This is a genomic window from Streptomyces sp. A1277, assembly GCF_004795015.1.
In the GTDB taxonomy this organism is placed as follows: domain Bacteria; phylum Actinomycetota; class Actinomycetes; order Streptomycetales; family Streptomycetaceae; genus Streptomyces.
Window position 1 is genome coordinate 127,449 of the sequence record NZ_SSBI01000006.1, and the last position, 17,427, is coordinate 144,875.

Consider the following 17,427-nt stretch of genomic DNA (forward strand, 5'->3'; position numbering starts at 1 on the left):
GCCGTCATTCAGGAACAGGTGAAGCGCGCCGCGCCCCAGTCCCCGTGGTCGCCGGTCTTGGACCCGTTGGTGTCGGTGACCTTCAGGCGCACGTGCCGCGCGCCGTCGAGCGCCACGTCCACCGGAACGGTCTCGGACGCCCCCGTCACCTTCGGCGAGGTCCACAGCACCTTGCCGTCCGCCTCCACGGAGAACGCCACCTCGCCGTAGCCGTCGATCTCGTCGTCGATGCCGGCGTCCGCGGTGAACTTCGAGCACCGGCCGCCGAGGTAGACCTCGATGTCGGAGTCGGCGTGGGTGCCGATCCCCTTCTCGTACACCTTCCCGGCCAGCGTGATCGGGTGGCCGTCCGACGCGCCCGACTCGCCGTTGCTGCGATCGCGCTCGGCGGGACCGTACCCGTTCGTCTCGTTCAGCCACTCCATGTCGCTCGCCCAGGTCTCCCCGCTGGGCGGGGCCGGCATGACGGAGACCGCCAGCCGCTGGGACGCGGTACGGGACTCGCCCGACGAGCGGTAGCGCGCGAGGGCGGTGATCCGTTCCTCGCCGATCCGGGCGTCCTTCGCCGGGGTGACCTTCACCTCGACCCGCCGGGTGGTGCCCGCGGGTATCCGCTTCACGGGCGCGGCGGGGGTGGCCTGCCAGCCCTTCGGGACGTCGAGCGTGAGGACCGCGTCCGTCACGTCGGCCTTGCCCGCGGTCACGTCGACGGCGACGGTGCCCGGGGCGCCGGCGCCGGTCTCCTGGCCCCGGGGCGCGGAGACGGAGGCCGTGGCGGCTGCGTCGCGGCCGCCGACCGCGCTGGTGTTCTCCAGCTTCAGGGAGAACTTCTTGCCCGTGGACAGCGATGCGGTCTTGATCTTCACCACGCCGCCGCGGTCGTCGCGGTCGTACCACCAGCCCTGCTTCGCCTTCGCGTACGCGGCGGCCGAGGTGAGCCGGGGCAGCTTGCCCTTGAGCTTCACCGCGCTCGGCTCGGAGCCGGTGTGCACGGTGAACTCGTAGGGGCGGGTGGCCTGCTTGCCGGTGAACTTCCCCCTGCTCGCGCCGATGTCCACCGTCACGTCGCCGGAGCCCCGGGCGGGGGCGCGGACGTCGGCGGTCTGCGTGGCGTACGCGCCGTCGCGGTGCGCGCGGGTCACGCCGTCGTCCTCGTACAGCGTGAACGACGATCTGCCCTGCGGGTAGATGTCCCAGGCCAGCGGGGAGGAGGCGGTGCGGTCCTGGTACGAGCGGATGCCGGGCCACATCGGCACACTGGCACCGGCCTTGACGAACAGCGGCAGGGTGTCGAGCGGGGCGCTGTAGTCGTCGAGGGTGACGGGGCCCTGGTAGGTGCGCCCGGTCCAGTAGTCGGTCCAGGTGCCCTTGGGCAGGTAGATGCCGTCGCGCTCGGTGCTGTCCTCGTAGACCGGGGCGACGAGGAAGTCCTCGCCCGACATGAACTCGTACTTCGCCGCGTCCGTCGCGGCCTTCGGGTCGTCCGGGTACTCCAGGACCAGCGGGCGGACCATGCCGACACCGGTCTTCGTCGCCTCGTGCGCGTAGGAGTACTGGTAGGGCAGCAGCGACTCCTTGAGCTTGAGGTAGTCGCGGTTGACGGAGGTGTACGGCTCGCCGTAGCGGAAGGGCTGCTTGTCGCTCGCCGCCCAGCCGTCCATGGTCATCGTGGTCCCCAGGAACATCTTCCACTGGAGGTCACGGGTGTACGTCTTGGCGCTGCCGCCGAAGATGCCGTCGACGTCGCCCGTGGTGTAGGCGAGGCCGGACATCGTGGCGCCCGCGTAGGTCGGGATCTGCCAGCGGATGTAGTCCCAGGTGCCGTACTGGTCGCCGGACCACTGGACACCGCAGCGCTGGGCGCCCGCCCAGCTCTCGGGGGCGTATGTGAAGCCGCGGGCGTCGCTGTTGTCCTCGATGCCCTGGTAGGCGTCCTTGCAGCCGTCGAGCGCGAACTTGTAGCCGGGGCCGACCCAGGCCACGTCCAGCTTGGCGACGCGCTGGCCGGCCTTGACCTGGTCGCCGATCGCGTCGATGCCGTCCTCGGTCCACAGGCCGAGCTGCATGTTGCGGTCCTGGAGGCCCTTCGCGGTCTCGGCGAGGTCCTCGTAGCCGCAGCCGTAGCCGTCGTTGACGAGCATCCAGCCGTTCGGCATGTCGTGGTCGACGTAGCCGTCGGCCACGTCCAGCGCGTCCAGGGTGCGGCGCTCACCGCGGTTGGCGTTGTGCAGGTAGCAGTCGGAGTCGCCCATCTCCATGCCGTACACCGGCGGCATGAACGGCTTGCCGGTGAGCCCGGTGTACTGGCCGATGACGTCCTTGGCGCTGTCGCCCGCGAAGTAGTAGGCGTCGAAGCGCTGTTCCCGCTCGCTCGTGGTCACCGGGTCGTTGAAGGCGTAGGTGCCGGGCGCGAAGGTGTTGCGGAAGACGCCGTATCCGGCCGATGAGAGGTAGAACGGCACCGAGTTGGGGTGGCCGCCGTCGTCCCAGTTGTAGTCGACGCCCACCTCGACGGTCTTGCCGCGGTGCGAGGTGTTGCCCCGGCCGTTCTGCATGCCGGCGCCGTAGAACTGCTCGCCGGCCCCGCGTGCCAGGGTCTGCGTGGTCTGCTCGGCGTCCCAGCTCAGCCCCTTCGCCTCGGACCAGACCCTGCTGCCGTCAGCCCGGTACAGGGCGAACCGCAGGGGCGACTTGTAGACACGGAGGGTGACACTGCGGGTGGAGAGCTCGTAGCGGTCGGCGCGCTCCTTCCACCGGGTGCGGGGCGGCTTGCCCTGCGGCAGCACGATGGCGTCGCCGGCCGGGTCCCGGAAGGTGCCGTCCGGGGCGAGTTCGATGCGGAAGGTCTCCTCGGAGACGAAGCTGACCCGGGCCTTCGCCGCCCCCGCCGCCAGGCGGTACACCGCCCCGTCTGCCGAGAAGCCGGTGAGGTCGCCGACCGTCGTGGCGGTGGGCTCCGCCGCGTCCGCCGCCCTGGCACCGCCCGGTCCTGTGAGCACGGCGAGCAGTCCCAGCAGCGTTGCAACTACCGCCGATCTGATGCGCGTTGATGATTGCATAGAGCGCTTTTAGCGCAGCACCGAGCATTTGACCATGGACAAAACGGAACCGGCCCCGAACTTCATGAAGAAGTCCGGGGCCGGTGAAGTGGGCTGCTGCGACGGAGAGTTACGAAAAAAGCGACTAGAGCGCGACGCCGAGCAGCGCGTCGACGGTGCGGGAGACGAGGCCGGGCGCGCCCTCGTCCGTACCGCCATCGGCGCTCTGCCGTTCGGCCCAGCGGTCGACGGCGGCCAGCGCTGCCGGGGCGTCCAGGTCGTCGGCGAGGGCCGCGCGGACCTCCTCGACCAGGGCGTCGGCGGACAGGCCGTCGGGGCGCGAGACGGCGGCGCGCCAGCGGGCGAGCCGCGCCACGGCGTCGGCGAGCACCTGGTCGGTCCACTCCCAGTCGGAGCGGTAGTGGTGGGCGAGGAGGGCGAGACGGATCGCCGCCGGGTCCACGCCGTCGCGGCGCAGCGCCGAGACGAAGACCAGGTTGCCCTTCGACTTGGACATCTTCTCGCCGTCCAGGGCGACCATGCCGGCGTGCACGTACGCCTGGGCGAACGGGTGCTCGCCGGTCAGGGCCTGGGCGTGCGACGCGCCCATCTCGTGGTGCGGGAAGACGAGGTCGGAGCCGCCTCCCTGGACGTCGAAGCCCATGCCGAGGTGGTCCAGGGCGATGGCCACGCACTCGATGTGCCAGCCGGGCCGGCCCGCTCCGAGCGAGCCGCCGTCCCAGCTCGGCTCGCCCTCGCGGGCGGCCATCCAGAGCATCGGGTCGAGCGGGTTCTTCTTGCCGGGGCGCTCCGGGTCGCCGCCGCGTTCGGCGGAGAGCAGTCGCATCGCCTCCGCGTCGAGGTGGGACACCTCGCCGAAGTGCGGGTCGGCGTCGACGGAGAAGTACACATCGCCGTCGAGTTCGTAGGCGGCGCCCGCGTCGCGGAGCCGTTCGACGAGCGGCACGATGCCGGGTATCGCCTCGACGGCTCCGATGTAGTGCTGCGGCGGGAGCATGCGCAGCGCGGTCATGTCCTCCCGGAACAGGGCCGTCTCGCGCTCGGCGAGCTCGGTCCAGTCCTGTCCGTCGCGCACGGCCCGCTCCAGCAGCGGGTCGTCCACGTCGGTCACGTTCTGGACGTAGTGAACCTGCCGCTTGGTGTCGAGCCACACGCGCTGAACGAGGTCGAACGCGTTGTAGGTCGCCGCATGACCCATATGGGTCGCGTCGTACGGCGTGATGCCGCAGACGTAGATGCGGGCGACGGGACCGGGGTCAAGGGTGATCCGTCCGCCGGTCGCGGTGTCGTGGATCCGAAGGTCGCGGCCCTTGCCAGGCAGGGCGGGGACCTCAGAAGCGGGCCAGGCATGCATGCCACGAGCGTAACCGGATGCGGCTTCCGGATACGAACCGGAGGGCCGATCCCGACCGAAGAGGCACTCTTGCGCCCGGGCCCGCGACGTGCATGCCGGCGCGCCTCGGTGCGCGCCCCGGCGGTCACCGGGGCGCGGTCAGACCGGTGGCCAGGGGATGGCCGGCCACTCGCCGCTCGGTTGCCGGTGCAGCCCGGTGGCCCGCAGGGCGCTCACGCGGGCCCGCAGGGCCTCGATCTCGGCCGCGGTGATGAGTTCGGCCAGCCGGGTGACCAGAGCGGCGCCGGGCGCCAGTTCCGCGGCCAGCCGGTCCAGCGTCTCGACGGCCTCGGCGGGCAGCGGCTCGCCCGCCCAGCCCCACAGCAGGGTGCGCAGCTTGTCGTCCGTGTGGAAGGTGACGCCGTGGTCGATGCCGTAGAGCCGGCCGTCGGGCGCGGGCAGCAGGTGCCCGCCCTTGCGGTCGCCGTTGTTGATGACCGCGTCCAGGACGGCGAGCCGACGCAGCCGGGGGTCGTCGGCGTGCACCAGCAGCGCGGTCCTCCCCTCCCCCACTTCGGCGAACGCCACGGCCTTCCAGCCCTCGCCGGGCTCCTCGTCCTCGACGAGCGCGAGCAGTCCGGGCTCGTCCTCGCCCGGCGGCTCCGCCTCGATCCACAGCTGGCACATGCCCTGGCCGTAGGGCCCGTCCCGCAGCACGGTCGGCGGGATCAGGCCCCAGCCGGTGGACTCGGAGATCGCGTAGGCGGCCACTTCGCGCTGGGCGAGGGTGCCGTCGGGGAAGTCCCACAGCGGCTGCTCGCCGGCGACCGGTTTGTACACGCAAGCCGCCTCCTCGTCCTCGTACGCGACCGAGCAGTACAGCACCGCGTTGGAGGCCCCGCGCACCTGTCCGAGGACGGTCAGCCGGCCCTCGGTGAGCAGGGTGACCAGCTCGGCGTCGGTCAGGCGCCCCGGCGGTATCCGTTCTGGCGCGGGCATACGTGTCCTTCCGGGTCGAGCGGCAGGCTGCACAGGGGGCACGGCGGGCGGCCCGCGTTGACGACGTCCAGGGCGCGTTTGGCGAAGGCCCGGGCCTGGGCGCCGGTGAGCCGGACGCGGAGCATCGGCGGGCCGTTCTCCTCGTCCTGGAGCAGCCGCTCCTCGGCCTCGGCCAGGTCCTCGACGGAGTCGGCGTCCAGCTCGACCAGGGCCTGGGCCTCGACGATCATGCGCTGTTCCTCGCCGTCCCAGGCGAGCGCCATGGTGCCGACCCGGAACTCCTCCTCGACCGGGATGTCGAGGGGCGCGGTGTCGGTGACGTCCATCGGGGCGACGGCGGGCACCGGGGAGTTCCCGCCGGTACGCCGCACCACCTCGTCGAGCAGTTCGTCCACGCGCTCGGCGAGCGCGGCGACTTGGGTCTTCTCCAGGGCAACGCTGGTGACACGTCCGCCTGAGGAAGCCTGCAGGAAGAACGTACGACGCCCAGGCAGCCCGACCGTACCGGCCACGAAACGGTCCGGGGGGTCGTAGAGGAACACCTGACGGGACACGTCCTGTCTCCCTTGAGAATCGACGGCAGATGAGGGTGGGCCGGAGAGCGTTCTACGGCGCGTCCACCCTACTGCGCGCGGCGATCACGGCGCCCCAGCGCCGCCCCCTACCGCCGCGTCCTGCGCGGCGCCGGCGTCCGGGCCCGGTTCGCGGGGCGCCAGCGCGGCGAGGTCGCCGGTGTCGCCGAGCCGCAGCAGGTACGGGCGCAGCCGGGTGTAGCGGATCGCGGTGACCGAGCACGGGTCGGCGTGGAGGCGCTGGAAGAGGTCCAGGTGCATGCCTAGCGCGTCGGCGACGAGGGACTTGATGATGTCGCCGTGCGAGCACATGACGTAGAGGGCGTTCTCGCCGTGCTCCGCCTCGATCCGCGCGTTCCACTCCCGGACCGCGTCGACGGCGCGCGCCTGCATGGTCCGCATCGACTCGCCGCCGGGGAACGCCGCGGCTGAGGGGTGCTGCTGGACCACGGTCATCAGCGGCTCGTCGGTGAGTTCGGCGAGTTTGCGGCCCGACCAGTCGCCGTAGTCGCACTCGCTGATGCGGTCCTCGGTGTGCAGCGGCAGCTCCGGGCGGGCGGCCAGCAGGGGGGCCAGGGTCTCCCGGCAGCGCTGGAGGGGGCTGCTGACCGCGGCGGCCAGCGGCAGCGCGGCCAGCCGTCCGGGGAGCGCCGCGGCCTGCTGGGCGCCGCGCTCGTCGAGGGCGACGCCGGGGGTCCGGCCCGCGAGCACCCCGCCCGTGTTGGCGGTGGAGCGTCCGTGGCGTACGAGGATCAGGGTGGGCATGGGCTCCAGCGTAAGGGCTGTCCCGCGGTCCCGGGCAGGCGCGCGGCGCCCCGGCAAAGGTGCGTACAAAGGGCGGAGCAGGGAAGAATGCACGCCGTGATTGTCGACTGTGCCATCTACCGCGACGGACGCCGGACCGACGGCCCCGCCGACTTCTCCGATGCCCTCGCCCAGGCGCGGGCGGCCGGTGACGCGTTCCTCTGGATCGGCCTGCACGAGCCGACGGAGAAGGAGTTCGACCAGGTCAGCACCGAGTTCGGGCTGCATCCGCTGGCCGTCGAGGACGCCCTGTCCGCCCACCAGCGGCCGAAGTTGGAGGTGTACGACGACTCGCTGTTCGCGGTGATCAAACCGGTCCTGTACGACCACGACGACGACACGGTGACCACCCACGAGCTGATGGTGTTCATGGGCGACTCGTTCGTCGTGACGGTCCGGCACGGCGAGGGCGCGCCCCTGGCCGCGGTGCGCCGCCGGCTGGAGGCCGAGCCCGAGGTGCTCAAGCACGGGCCCACGGCCGTCCTGTACGCGGTCAGCGACGCGATCGTGGACCACTACATAGACGTGGCGGGCGAGCTCCAGGTCGACCTGGAGGAGCTGGAGACGCAGGTCTTCGCGCCGAGCGGCACCGACGACTCCAAGAACACCGCGGCCCGCATCTACACCTTCAAGCGCCAGGTGCTGGAGTTCCGCCGGGCGACGGTCCCGCTGACCGCGCCGCTGGCCCGGCTGGTGAGCGCCGGGGTGCCGTTCGTCCAGGAGCACGCCCAGCCGTTCTTCCGGGACGTGCAGGACCACCTGACCCGGGCCAACGAGCAGGTGGAGGGCCTTGACCGGCTGCTGTCCGACATCCTGTCCGCGCACCTCGCGCAGATGGGGGTGCGGCAGAACGACGACATGCGCAAGATCTCCGCGTGGGCGGCGATGGCCGCGGTGCCGACGATGGTCGCGGGGATCTACGGCATGAACTTCGACCACATGCCGGAGCTGCGCTGGGTCGGGTCCTACCCGGCGGTCCTGCTCCTCATGGCCGGGGTGGTCCTCGGCCTGTACCGGCAGTTCAAGCGGCGCGGCTGGCTCTGAGGGGCGGTTGCTACGCGTACTCGGGCGCCGGGGCCGCGGGGCCGCCGAGCGCGTCGCGCCGCCGGGGCGGTGCCAGGCTGACCATGCGCCGCCAGCCGCCCAGGCGCTCGTACGCGTAGACGGCACGGATGCCCGCGGCGAGCAGCGCCGCCTTCGCCCGGGACCAGCCGAGGACCCGGCCCATGTGGTCCATCACGGCGAGGCTGACGTCGCGGTAGACGCGGATCTCGGCGAGCGCGCACTCGCGCAGGATGTGCTGGATCGTGCGGCCGTGCCCGGCCCGGGCGAGGCGCAGCAGTTCCTCGTGGCAGTAGGCCAGGTGGTTGTCCTCGTCGTTCGAGATCATCTGCACCGCGCGGCCCAGCTCGGGGTGGTCGGCGAAGTGCTTGCCGAGCAGCCGCATCTGCTCGGACGCGCGCTGCTCGGTCACCCGGCTGTGGGCCAGGTAGGTGATGATGTCGCGTTCGGTGAGGGGCTCGTCGCGGCCCAGCTGCTCGTGCGCGAGACCGATACCGTGCCGTTCCAGCAGCATGGTGTAGTCGGTGTCCGCCGGGACCTCGGCGGGGGTCAGGCCGCGCTTCTTGAGCAGGGCGTTGAAGATCCTGCCGTGCTTGTCCTCGTCGGCGCCGTGGCGGGCGATCTTGGGGGCCAGGGGACGCTGGCTCAGGGGTACGAGGACCGCGATGCGCCCGTTCTCCCAGCCGCCCTGGGCCTCCCCGCTGGCGGCGATGGAGCAGAACAGCCGGAACGACTCGTCGTTGTCGAGGATCTCCTGGAACAGGTTCTTTGCCGAGAGCATCACTGCCACCTCCGTGCCGGCGTCGCCGAGCGCCAGTCAAATGCGCCGGGCCCGGGCGGGCAACAGGAGCGCACCCGCGACTGCGCCGAACGAGCACCGCCCGGGCGCCGGAGGACAGATCGGCGAACCGTTTTTGCATGGACCCGTAACCCGGCCGCCCCGTCCGCGTTGTTCCGCGTGACGGCCGTGGCGGGGAGGCCCCCGAGCCCCCACCACGGCCGTAGTGCCGCCCCCTCGGCGCGGTCCCCGGCCTTTACGCGAGCCCGGCGCGCTCCAGCGCGTCCGTGCCGGCCCGCAGCGCGGCGATCCGCTCGTCGAGGGTGAAGCCGGCCGGCGCCAGGGTCAGCGTGGTGACGCCCACCTCCGCGTATGCCTGCATGCGCTCGGCGATGCGCTCCACCGATCCGAGCAGCGTGGTCTGGTCGATCAGCCGGTGCGGGACGGCGGCGGCCGCGCCGCTCTTGTCGCCGGAGAGGTACTTCTCCTGGATCTCGGCGGCTTCCTTCTCGTACCCCATGCGCTGGGCGAGCCGGTTGTAGAAGTTCTGCTTCGGACTGCCCATGCCGCCGACGTACAGCGCGGTGTAGGGGCGGAACATGTCGGCGAGGCCGTTGACGTCGTCACCGACGGCGAGCGGCACGGTCGGGCAGACGTCGAAGCCCTCCATGGTCTTGCCGGCCTTCTCCCGGCCGGCCCGCAGGTGGCTGACCGCGGTCTCCTCCAGGTGCTCGGCGGACGGGAAGATCAGCAGGGCGCCGTCGGCGATCTCGCCGGTCTGCTCCAGGTTCTTCGGGCCGATCGCGGCGATGTAGAGCGGGATGTGCTCGCGCTGCGGGTGCACGGTCAGCTTGAGCGGCTTGCCCGGTCCTTCCGGCAGCGGGAGCGTCCAGTGCCGCCCCTCGTACGACAGGCGCTCGCGGGTCATCGCCTTGCGGACGATGTCGACGTACTCCCGGGTGCGGGCCAGCGGCTTGTCGAACCTGACGCCGTACCAGCCCTCGGAGACCTGCGGGCCCGACACACCGAGGCCGAGGCGGAACCGGCCGCCGGACAGGGAGTCGAGCGTGGCCGCGGTCATCGCCGCCATGGCGGGCTGGCGCGCCGGGATCTGCATGATCGCGGAGCCGACGTCGATGGACTCGGTCTGCGCGGCCACCCAGGCGAGCACGGTCGGCGCGTCGGAGCCGTATGCCTCGGCCGCCCAGCAGACGTCGTAGCCGAGCCGGTCGGCCTCCTGCGCGACGGCGAGGTTGTCGCCGTCCATCCCCGCGCCCCAGTAACCGAGATTGATGCCGAGCCGCATAGCCGAACCCCTTACTGATCAGTAACGTCCCTGAGCTCCGGACTCTAGCGCGCGGCCGCGCGATCCGGCAGGGGCCACCCCGGGCCCGGTTGTCCACAGGCCCGCCACGCACGGGAGGGCTGCCCAGTAATCTCGGCGCCCATGGAGCAGAGGCATCTCGGCCGCACCGGCCTACGAGTGTCCCGGATCGGGCTCGGCACCCTCACCTGGGGCCGGGACACCGACGAGCACGACGCTGCCGAGCAGCTGAAGGTGTTCTGGGAGGCGGGCGGCACCCTGGTCGACACCGCCGACGTGTACGGCGGCGGCGAGGCCGAATACCTGCTCGGGCGGCTGGTCGAGGGGCTGGTCCCCCGGCGCGACCTGGTCATCGCGACCAAGGCGGGCAGCGTCGCCGACCCGTACCGCAGGGTCAACGGCTCGCGCGGCCACCTGCTGGCGGCCCTGGACGCCTCGCTGAACCGGCTCGGCACGGACTACGTGGACCTGTGGCAGTTGCACGCCTTCGACCCGGCGACCCCGCTGGAGGAGACGCTCCAGGCCGTGGACCTGGCGGTGTCCTCGGGGCGCGCCCGCTACGCCGGGGTGTCCGGTTTCTGCGGCTGGCAGCTGGCGAAGGCCGCCACCTGGCAGCTCACCGGGCCCGGGACGCGCACCCGGCTGGCCAGTACGCAGATGGAGTACTCGCTGCTGCAGCGGGGCGTGGAGCGCGAAGTGCTGCCGGCCGCGCTCGACCTCGGTGTGGGGCTGCTGCCCTCGTCGCCGCTGGGCCGGGGCGTGCTGACCGGCAAGTACCGCACCGGGACACCGGCCGACTCACGCGGCGCCTCCGAGCTGCTGGCCCCCTTCGTCGAGCCGTATCTCGACGACGCGGCGAGCCGGGTCGTGGACGCCGTGGCGACGGCGGCCGAGGGGCTGGCCACCACGGCGCTCCAGGTGGCCCTCGCCTGGGTCAGGGACCGGCCGGGGGTGGCGGCGCCGATCGTCGGCGCGCGCAACGCGCAGCAGCTGACGGAGGCGTTGTCAGTGGAGGCGCTTAGTCTTCCCTACGAGATCTGCCAGGCGCTCGACGACGTGTCGGCGCCCGTGCACCGCTATCCCGACCAGGACTGGAGCACGCTGTGACTGCGCTTCCCCGGGGGGAATCCCCCGGCCCCTCGGCCACCGGCGAGGACGCCGCCGCTGTCGTCCCGGAGGAGCCCACCACCGAGCCCGCCGCCGATGCGGACGGGGACGGGGACGACGGCGCGGCAGAGGGCACGGACGCGCAGGGCGAGGCGGGCGACGCCCCCGCGCCCTCCGAGGCCGAGGCCGAACTCGCCGCCCAGCGGGAGCTGCGCGAGCGGATCGAGAAGCGCAAGGCCGAGAAGGAGGGCCCCATCGACGCCGGCGCGAAGCTGAGCGGCTCCGCGGCCGACCTGCTGGCGGCCGTCCGGGCGGTGGAGAGCGGCGCCAAGCCCGCCAACGCCTTCTTCGACTCGCCCGCCCCTGCCCCCGCCCGCCGCGCCGCACCCACCCCGCCGCCGGTACGGGAACGGGCCCCCGGACCCGCCCCGGCGCCCCGGACCGCCTCGCCCGAGGCCGTCGCCGCCACGACCGCCGTGCTGTCCCGGGGCGGCGCCCCCGAGGCCCTGGCTGAGCCCGCGGCGGCCCTGCTCGGGGACCGGGCCGCCGAGGTCCTGCGCGAGGACCCCTGGCAGCTGCTCGCCCTGCCCGGCGTCGGACCCGAGCAGGCCGACGGCTTCGCCCGGGCGCTGCTCGGCGCGGGCTGCGGCCCCGACGACGAGCGGCGCACCGCGGCCCTGACCGGCTGGCTGCTGGAGCGCGCCGCGCTCCAGGGCCACACCGCGCTCGACGCCGACCAGGTGCGCACGGCCCTCGCCGGCCGGGGTGTGAGCGATGCCGAAGCGGCCGTCCAGCACGCCATCGCGGAGGGCGTGGTGCTGGTCTTCCAGGACGGCCCGGAGGGCGAGACGGGCGAGAGGGGCGAGACGGGCGAGACGGGCGAGGAGAGCGGCGAGGATGCCGAGGGGGCGGAGGAGGCCGCCGAGCCGGTGCCGGTGCTCCTGGGCCTCGACCGGTACGCGCTGGCCGAGGAGAGCCTCGCCGACGGACTGGCCCGGCTGGTCAACGCCTGCGAGAAGGCGGACTGGTCGCAGGCGGCCGCCGCCGCGCCCTCCCCGTCGGCCGCCGAGCTGATCCGCGCGGCCGGCGCCCACGGGCTCGTCGCGCACACGGGCGGCGAGGCGGCCAGAGCCGAACCCGCCGCGCTGATCGCCGCCGCGCGCGGCCTCGGCCTGCGGGCCCTGGGCGCCGCGCACAGCGCGGACGGCAGGCAGCGGCTGGCGGCGCAGACGGGCGACCCGGAGACGGCGGTCACGCTCTCCGGGCTGCTGTCGGGCACCGAGGGGCCGGGCCGGGACGAGGAGGGGGCGCTCGCCGTCGACCTGCTCGTCGTGCTGGACGCGCCCCAGCTGGACGTCGAGACCGGCGCGATGCTGGTGGAGTCCCTGGCCGACGGCGTCCGGCTGGTCCTCAGCGGCGACCCGGGCGTGCTGGGCTCGGCCGGTGCGGGCCAGGTGTTCGCCGATGTGCTGGCCGCCCGCGCCTGCCCCCGGATCGTCTCCCGCACCCCGGACTCCGGCCCGATCGGCGAGCTGGTCTCGGGCATCGGCATCGGCGAGCTGAGCCAGGTGGAGGCCCCGGGCAAGGAGGTCGTCATCGTCCCCGTGCGGGACGCGGGCGAGGCGGTGCACCGCACGGTGCAGCTGGTCGCCGACTCGGTGCCGCGCGCCATCGGGGTGCCCTCCGGCGACACCCAGGTCATCACCGTCGGCCACGGCGGCTCGGCGGGCACCCGGGCGTTGAACGAGGCGCTCAAGCAGCGGCTCAACCCGGGCCCCGGGCGGTTCGGCGGCTTCGACCCGGGCGACCGGGTCGCCCATGTCCCGGCCCCGGGGCGGACGGTGCCCGGCGTGGTCGTGTCGGCGGACGCCGAGGGCCTGCACCTGGACTGTGCGGGGACCCCGGTCGTCGTACCGCAGGAGCGGGTGGCGGCCTCGGTGCGCCACGCCTGGGCGCTCAGTGCCCATCAGGCGGCCGGGATGCGGTGGCCCGCCGCGGTCGTCGTGCTGCCGGGGGACGCGGCGCGCGGGCTGAGCCGGCCGTGGGTCTACACGGCGTTCGGCCGGGGCGAGCGGCACCTGTCCGTGGTGCACGGCGTCGACCAGGCCCTGCCGCGCGCGGTGGCCGAGGTCCCCGCCCAGGAGCGCACCACGCGGCTGCGCACGCTGCTGGAGGGCTCGCGGCAGGAGCAGTGACACGGCAGGAGGGCCCCGCGGTCCGCACCAGGCGTCCGCGGGGCCCTCCGGGCCGGTCACCGCCGGGCGGTCAGCCGATGTTGTGCGCCGGTCCGTCCGGCTCCTCTTCGGCGTCGTCCTCGTCGAACACGGCGCTGACGTCGAAGCGGCAGACCACCAGCTCCGGGTCCGCGTCGTCGAACGGGGAGTCCAGCCACTCCCCCGGTTCCGGCAGCTCCTCGGCGGCCGCGACCCAGAGGGTGGAGTCCCCCTCCTCCAGGCCGAATTCCGTGTGCCGGGTGGCGATCTCGTCCGCCTCGTACTCCCCGAAGAGCACCCCCAGCGCCGCATGGACGCTGCCGCCGACCACCGCCGCGCTCCCGCTGTCCCGGGCGTCCGGGTCGGCGTCGGCGAGGTGCTGTGCCTGTGCGAGCAGCCGCTGGGGCTCCACCACCGCGTAGTCGCGGCGGATCAGCACGCTCAGCGCGTGCGGCTCCTCCGGGCCGTTGTAGGGCGGCAGGGAGTCCTGCGCGCCCGGGATCTCGAAGGGGGTGACCTCGTCGTGACGGTCGTAGAGGAGTTCGTCGTAGACCTCGGCCGCGGCGGCCAGTGCGTTGAACGCGTCGTAGACGGCTGGATCATCGTCCCCCGACCGGCGTTCGACCGCCTCGAGGTGGTGGTCGATCGCGGCTTTGACCGCATCGGCGGCGGCGCGTACCTCGGCAGCGGTGGGCTGCGCAGCATCAGACATGAGGCAGACGCTATCCGTACCGGGGCTCTGCCCGCACAATAGATTCGATGCCGGAATACGAATTTGTCGACGTGTACGTGCCGCGCGGGGTGTCCCGGAAGGACACGGCCCGCCTGTTGACCGACCATGCCGAGTACGGGCACTGGGAGCTGGACCGTCTGACGCTGCGCCGGGACGGCAGCCGCCGCGTGCGGCTGCGCCGCCGGATCATCCGTCAGCTGCGGGCCACCTGGTGAGACCCGTGGGCGCCCCTGTGGGCCGTCCGGACACACGGAACGGGCCCCGCCGGCCGCGGGGCCCGTTCCCTCACTTCGTCGTGCTCCGCCGGTGGGGGCGCTGCCGTCAGGCGGCGGCCTTGGCGCGGCGGTAGAGCACCGTGCCCATCCCGGCGAGGAGCAGTCCCGCACTGGCCGGGATGAGCAGGTCGAGCCCGCCCGCTCCGGTGTGGGCGAGCTGCGGGGTGTCCTCGGGCACGGTCTGCGGCTCGGGCGCGTTGGGAACGGTGGGCGGCGCCGGCGGGGTCACATGGCGGACCGGCGGCTCCGGAACGTCGACCGGCGGCGTGCTCTCGTTCTCGCACGTGTTGCCCATCGCGGGGTTCAGCAGGCCGACGACGTCGATGCTGTTGCCGCAGGCGTTCACGGGAATGTCGATGGGCGCCTGGATCAGGTTGCCCGAGAGCAGACCGGGTGATCCCTGCGTGTACCCCTGGGCGGTGGCTCCGCCCCCGTCGTCGTCGCGCGCGCCCCGGTGCTTCCCGGTGGCCGCCCGGCCGTGGTCGTTCGATGCCTGGCCGCCGCCGGAGTGGCTGCCGGAGTGGCTGCCGGACGAGCCCGCGGTGGAGCCGTGCCCGTTGGCGGACGCGCCGCCCGAACCGTTGGCGCAGGCGTTGCCCATCGCCGGGTTGAGCAGTCCGACGACGTCGACCGTGTTGCCGCACACGTTGACCGGCACGTTGACCGGAATCTGTACCGAATTCCCTGAAAGCACCCCCGGGGAATTCGATGCGCCGCCGGCCGCTCCCGCGTCGGCGTGCGCGTAGCCACCGCTGAGCGCGAGAACGCCGCCCGCGGCCGCCATGGTGATCAGGCCTTTACGCGTGACCTGTCGCATAGGTGTTTCCTGCCTTCTACCTTCCGGAGTACCCCCGGACTCGACTGTGCGGAGGCAAAGGACCCGACGGCCCCGGGGCGCATGGAGTGCGCCCCGGGGCCGAGCGGGCTCAGACCCTTACGGGTCGACGCACGACGTCAGCCGTTGACGCAGACGTTGCCGAAGGCGGGGTTCAGCAGACCGATGACGTCGATCGTGTTGCCGCACACGTTCACGGGGACGTGGACGGGAACCTGGACGACGTTGCCCGAGAGCACGCCGGGGCTGCCGATGGCGGCACCCTGGGCGCCCGAGTCGGCGACGGCCATGCCGGCGCCCGCGAGCACCAGACCACCGGTGACAGCCGCAGCGGCGGCGATCTTCTTGATCATTATTCCTCCTAGTTGGCAAACGCGGTCCCAGCCGCGGACCGCATCACCTGTAACGAGGAGGGAGTAACGGGGCTACGAGTAGAACGCTCCATTCACTCGTTCCGGTTATATGCGTACACCCTGGCGATTTCCGTCGTGGCGGGTCAGCTGTGGTCGATGAAGCGGTCCAGCACCCGCGCGCCGAATCTCAGCCCCTCGACCGGAACCCGCTCGTCCACGCCGTGGAACATGCCCGCGAAGTCGAGCTCCGGCGGCAGCTTCAGCGGGGCGAATCCGAAGCAGCGGATGCCCAGATCGTCGAACGACTTGGCGTCCGTACCGCCGGAGAGCATGTACGGGACCGCGCGGGCGATCGGGTCCTCCGCCTTGAGCGCCGTCTGCATGGCGTCCACGAGCGAGCCGTCGAAGTCGGTCTCCAGCGCCTTGTCGCCGTGCACGTCCTCGCGCCGCACGCGCGGGCCGAGGATGCGGTCGAGGTCGGCCAGGAACTCCTCCTCGTACCCCGGCAGGAAGCGGCCGTCGACGTGGGCGGTGGCCTGTCCGGGGATGACGTTCACCTTGTAGCCGGCGCCGAGCATGGTGGGGGCGGCGGAGTTGCGCAGGGTGGCGCCGATCATCTTGGCGATGCCGCCGAGCTTGGCGAGCGTGGCGTCCATGTCCTCCGGGTCCAGCGGGGTGCCCAGCGCGTCCGAGAGCTCGTCCAGGAAGGAGCGCACCGTCTTGGTCACCCGCACCGGCCAGGTGTGCCGGCCGAGCCGCCCGACCGCCTCGCACAGCTCGGTGATCGCGTTGTCGTCGTTGGTCATGGACCCGTGGCCGGCCGTGCCGTCCACGGTCAGGCGCATCCAGTGCATGCCCTTCTGCGCCGTCTCCACCAGGTAGAGCCGCAGGTTCTCGTTGACCGTGAAGGAGAAGCCGCCGACCTCGCCGATGGCCTCGCTGACGCCGTCGAACAGGCCCGGGTGCTTGTCCACGAGGTACCGGGCCCCGTACGTGCCGCCCGCCTCCTCGTCCGCGAGGAAGGCCAGCACGATGTCGCGCGGGGGCTTGCGGCCGCTGCGCATGCGCTCGCGCACGACCGCCAGCGTCATCGCGTCCATGTCCTTCATGTCGACCGCGCCCCGGCCCCACACGCAGTCGTCCGCGATCTCGCCGGAGAAGGGGTGGTGCGTCCAGTCGTGGGCGTTCGCCGGGACGACGTCGGTGTGGCCGTGGATCAGCAGGGCCGGCCGGGACGGGTCCTCGCCCTCGATCCGCGCCACGGTGGAGGCGCGACCCTTGTGGGACTCGAAGATCTTCGGTTCGAGCCCGACCTCCGCGAGCTTCTCGGCCACGTACTCGGCGGCCGCCCGCTCCCCCGGTCCGGAGTGGTCCCCGTAGTTGCTGGTGTCGATCCGGATCAGGTCACGACAGAGGTCCACCACCTCGTTCTCGGCGGTCTCACCCGAGCCGGTCCGGGCCGCATTGGTCTCGCTCACGCTGGTTCCTTCCACTGTCGCTGTGGTGCTCCTCCTCATCCTCCCGCGCCGGACGCGCACACCCAAGGGGCCCCGCGCCCCGTCATGCGGCCTTCACACGGGAACGGGCGTGATCGAGCACCCTCCGATGTTTGCTATGGTTTTCCACGTCGGAACGGGCGAGGCCCGCGAGACAGACACCTTGTCCGGGTGGCGGAATGGCAGACGCGCTAGCTTGAGGTGCTAGTGCCCTTTATCGGGCGTGGGGGTTCAAGTCCCCCCTCGGACACCACTCACATCCCCGCGGTTCTTCACGAACCGCGGGGATGTGTCGTTGTACGGCCCTCCGGCGTGCGGCCGGCCGGCCCGTACCGGAACGCGGCCTCGCCGTGCGCACCCCTCCGCGCGCCCGCCCCTCCCCCAGCGGCTCCCGGGCGGGTCCGCCGCCGTACGGAATCGGCAACGGAGACCGTTCTGTACCGAGTTGGCCTCGCGCCCCGCTTCCTCCGCGCGATCGGTGACG

The 17,427-nt window shown here is 72.7% G+C and carries 15 protein-coding genes and 1 tRNA gene; 5 read left to right on the plus strand and 11 right to left on the minus strand.

Going from position 1 to position 17,427, the window contains the following annotated elements; all coding sequences use genetic code 11:
* Positions 1-8: 8 nt before the first annotated feature.
* The 5 genes from E6R18_RS06370 to E6R18_RS06390 form a co-directional block, all read right to left on the minus strand.
* Positions 9-3,059, minus strand: coding sequence for an NPCBM/NEW2 domain-containing protein (locus E6R18_RS06370; protein WP_136315851.1), 3,051 nt, complete (start codon positions 3,057-3,059; stop codon positions 9-11).
* A gap of 124 nt (positions 3,060-3,183) precedes the next feature.
* On the minus strand, positions 3,184-4,413 hold the full coding sequence (gene mshC / locus E6R18_RS06375) for a cysteine--1-D-myo-inosityl 2-amino-2-deoxy-alpha-D-glucopyranoside ligase (protein WP_136315852.1): 1,230 nt from the start codon (positions 4,411-4,413) through the stop codon (positions 3,184-3,186).
* Between the two features lie 138 nt (positions 4,414-4,551).
* Complete coding sequence (locus E6R18_RS06380; protein ID WP_136315853.1) at positions 4,552-5,391, minus strand: SCO1664 family protein; 840 nt, start codon at positions 5,389-5,391, stop codon at positions 4,552-4,554.
* On the minus strand, positions 5,355-5,945 hold the full coding sequence (locus tag E6R18_RS06385) for a DUF3090 domain-containing protein (RefSeq protein WP_018556125.1): 591 nt from the start codon (positions 5,943-5,945) through the stop codon (positions 5,355-5,357). Before E6R18_RS06385 ends, E6R18_RS06380 begins: the two co-directional genes overlap by 37 nt.
* Positions 5,946-6,029: 84 nt before the next feature.
* The gene (locus E6R18_RS06390) at positions 6,030-6,728 is read right to left on the minus strand and encodes a histidine phosphatase family protein (protein ID WP_136315854.1); all 699 of its coding nucleotides are present in this window, start codon (positions 6,726-6,728) and stop codon (positions 6,030-6,032) included.
* 87 nt (positions 6,729-6,815) lie between these two features.
* Between E6R18_RS06390 and corA the strand changes: the two genes are divergently transcribed.
* Positions 6,816-7,811 carry a magnesium/cobalt transporter CorA gene (gene corA / locus E6R18_RS06395; protein WP_136315855.1) on the plus strand — a complete coding sequence of 332 codons (996 nt, stop codon included), beginning with the start codon at positions 6,816-6,818 and terminating at the stop codon, positions 7,809-7,811.
* A gap of 10 nt (positions 7,812-7,821) precedes the next feature.
* Here corA and E6R18_RS06400 read toward each other — a convergent pair whose 3' ends face one another.
* Together E6R18_RS06400 and E6R18_RS06405 are read right to left on the minus strand one after the other, a co-directional pair.
* Entirely contained in the window at positions 7,822-8,610 is a 789-nt protein-coding gene (locus E6R18_RS06400) for a ferritin-like domain-containing protein (RefSeq protein WP_136315856.1), read from the minus strand.
* 253 nt (positions 8,611-8,863) lie between these two features.
* Entirely contained in the window at positions 8,864-9,913 is a 1,050-nt protein-coding gene (locus E6R18_RS06405) for an LLM class F420-dependent oxidoreductase (protein WP_136315857.1), read from the minus strand.
* Positions 9,914-10,054: 141 nt separating this feature from the next.
* On the opposite strand from E6R18_RS06405, the gene E6R18_RS06410 reads away from it, so the two are divergent.
* The gene (locus tag E6R18_RS06410) at positions 10,055-11,038 is read left to right on the plus strand and encodes an aldo/keto reductase (protein WP_136315858.1); all 984 of its coding nucleotides are present in this window, start codon (positions 10,055-10,057) and stop codon (positions 11,036-11,038) included.
* Entirely contained in the window at positions 11,035-13,233 is a 2,199-nt protein-coding gene (locus tag E6R18_RS06415; protein ID WP_136315859.1) for an ATP-dependent RecD-like DNA helicase, read from the plus strand. The genes E6R18_RS06410 and E6R18_RS06415 overlap by 4 nt, the downstream gene beginning before the upstream one ends.
* 70 nt (positions 13,234-13,303) lie before the next feature.
* Here E6R18_RS06415 and E6R18_RS06420 read toward each other — a convergent pair whose 3' ends face one another.
* On the minus strand, positions 13,304-13,963 hold the full coding sequence (locus tag E6R18_RS06420; RefSeq protein WP_136315860.1) for a hypothetical protein: 660 nt from the start codon (positions 13,961-13,963) through the stop codon (positions 13,304-13,306).
* A gap of 47 nt (positions 13,964-14,010) precedes the next feature.
* On the opposite strand from E6R18_RS06420, the gene E6R18_RS06425 reads away from it, so the two are divergent.
* Positions 14,011-14,199 (plus strand): DUF5703 family protein, encoded by a 189-nt coding sequence (locus tag E6R18_RS06425; RefSeq protein WP_018103708.1) that lies wholly within the window; start codon positions 14,011-14,013, stop codon positions 14,197-14,199.
* A 106-nt stretch (positions 14,200-14,305) separates the two neighbouring features.
* Here the strand turns inward: E6R18_RS06425 and E6R18_RS06430 are convergent, their stop codons facing one another.
* The 3 genes from E6R18_RS06430 to E6R18_RS06440 all read right to left on the minus strand — a co-directional run bounded on the left by E6R18_RS06430 (position 14,306) and on the right by E6R18_RS06440 (position 16,925).
* On the minus strand, positions 14,306-15,076 hold the full coding sequence (locus E6R18_RS06430) for a chaplin (RefSeq protein ID WP_136315861.1): 771 nt from the start codon (positions 15,074-15,076) through the stop codon (positions 14,306-14,308).
* Positions 15,077-15,213: 137 nt separating this feature from the next.
* On the minus strand, positions 15,214-15,447 hold the full coding sequence (chpH, locus tag E6R18_RS06435) for a chaplin ChpH (RefSeq protein WP_136315862.1): 234 nt from the start codon (positions 15,445-15,447) through the stop codon (positions 15,214-15,216).
* A 143-nt stretch (positions 15,448-15,590) separates the two neighbouring features.
* Complete coding sequence (locus E6R18_RS06440) at positions 15,591-16,925, minus strand: M20/M25/M40 family metallo-hydrolase (RefSeq protein WP_136315863.1); 1,335 nt, start codon at positions 16,923-16,925, stop codon at positions 15,591-15,593.
* Positions 16,926-17,108: 183 nt separating this feature from the next.
* Here E6R18_RS06440 and E6R18_RS06445 point away from each other — a divergent pair.
* A tRNA-Leu gene (locus E6R18_RS06445) sits at positions 17,109-17,196 on the plus strand.
* Positions 17,197-17,427: the final 231 nt, after the last annotated feature.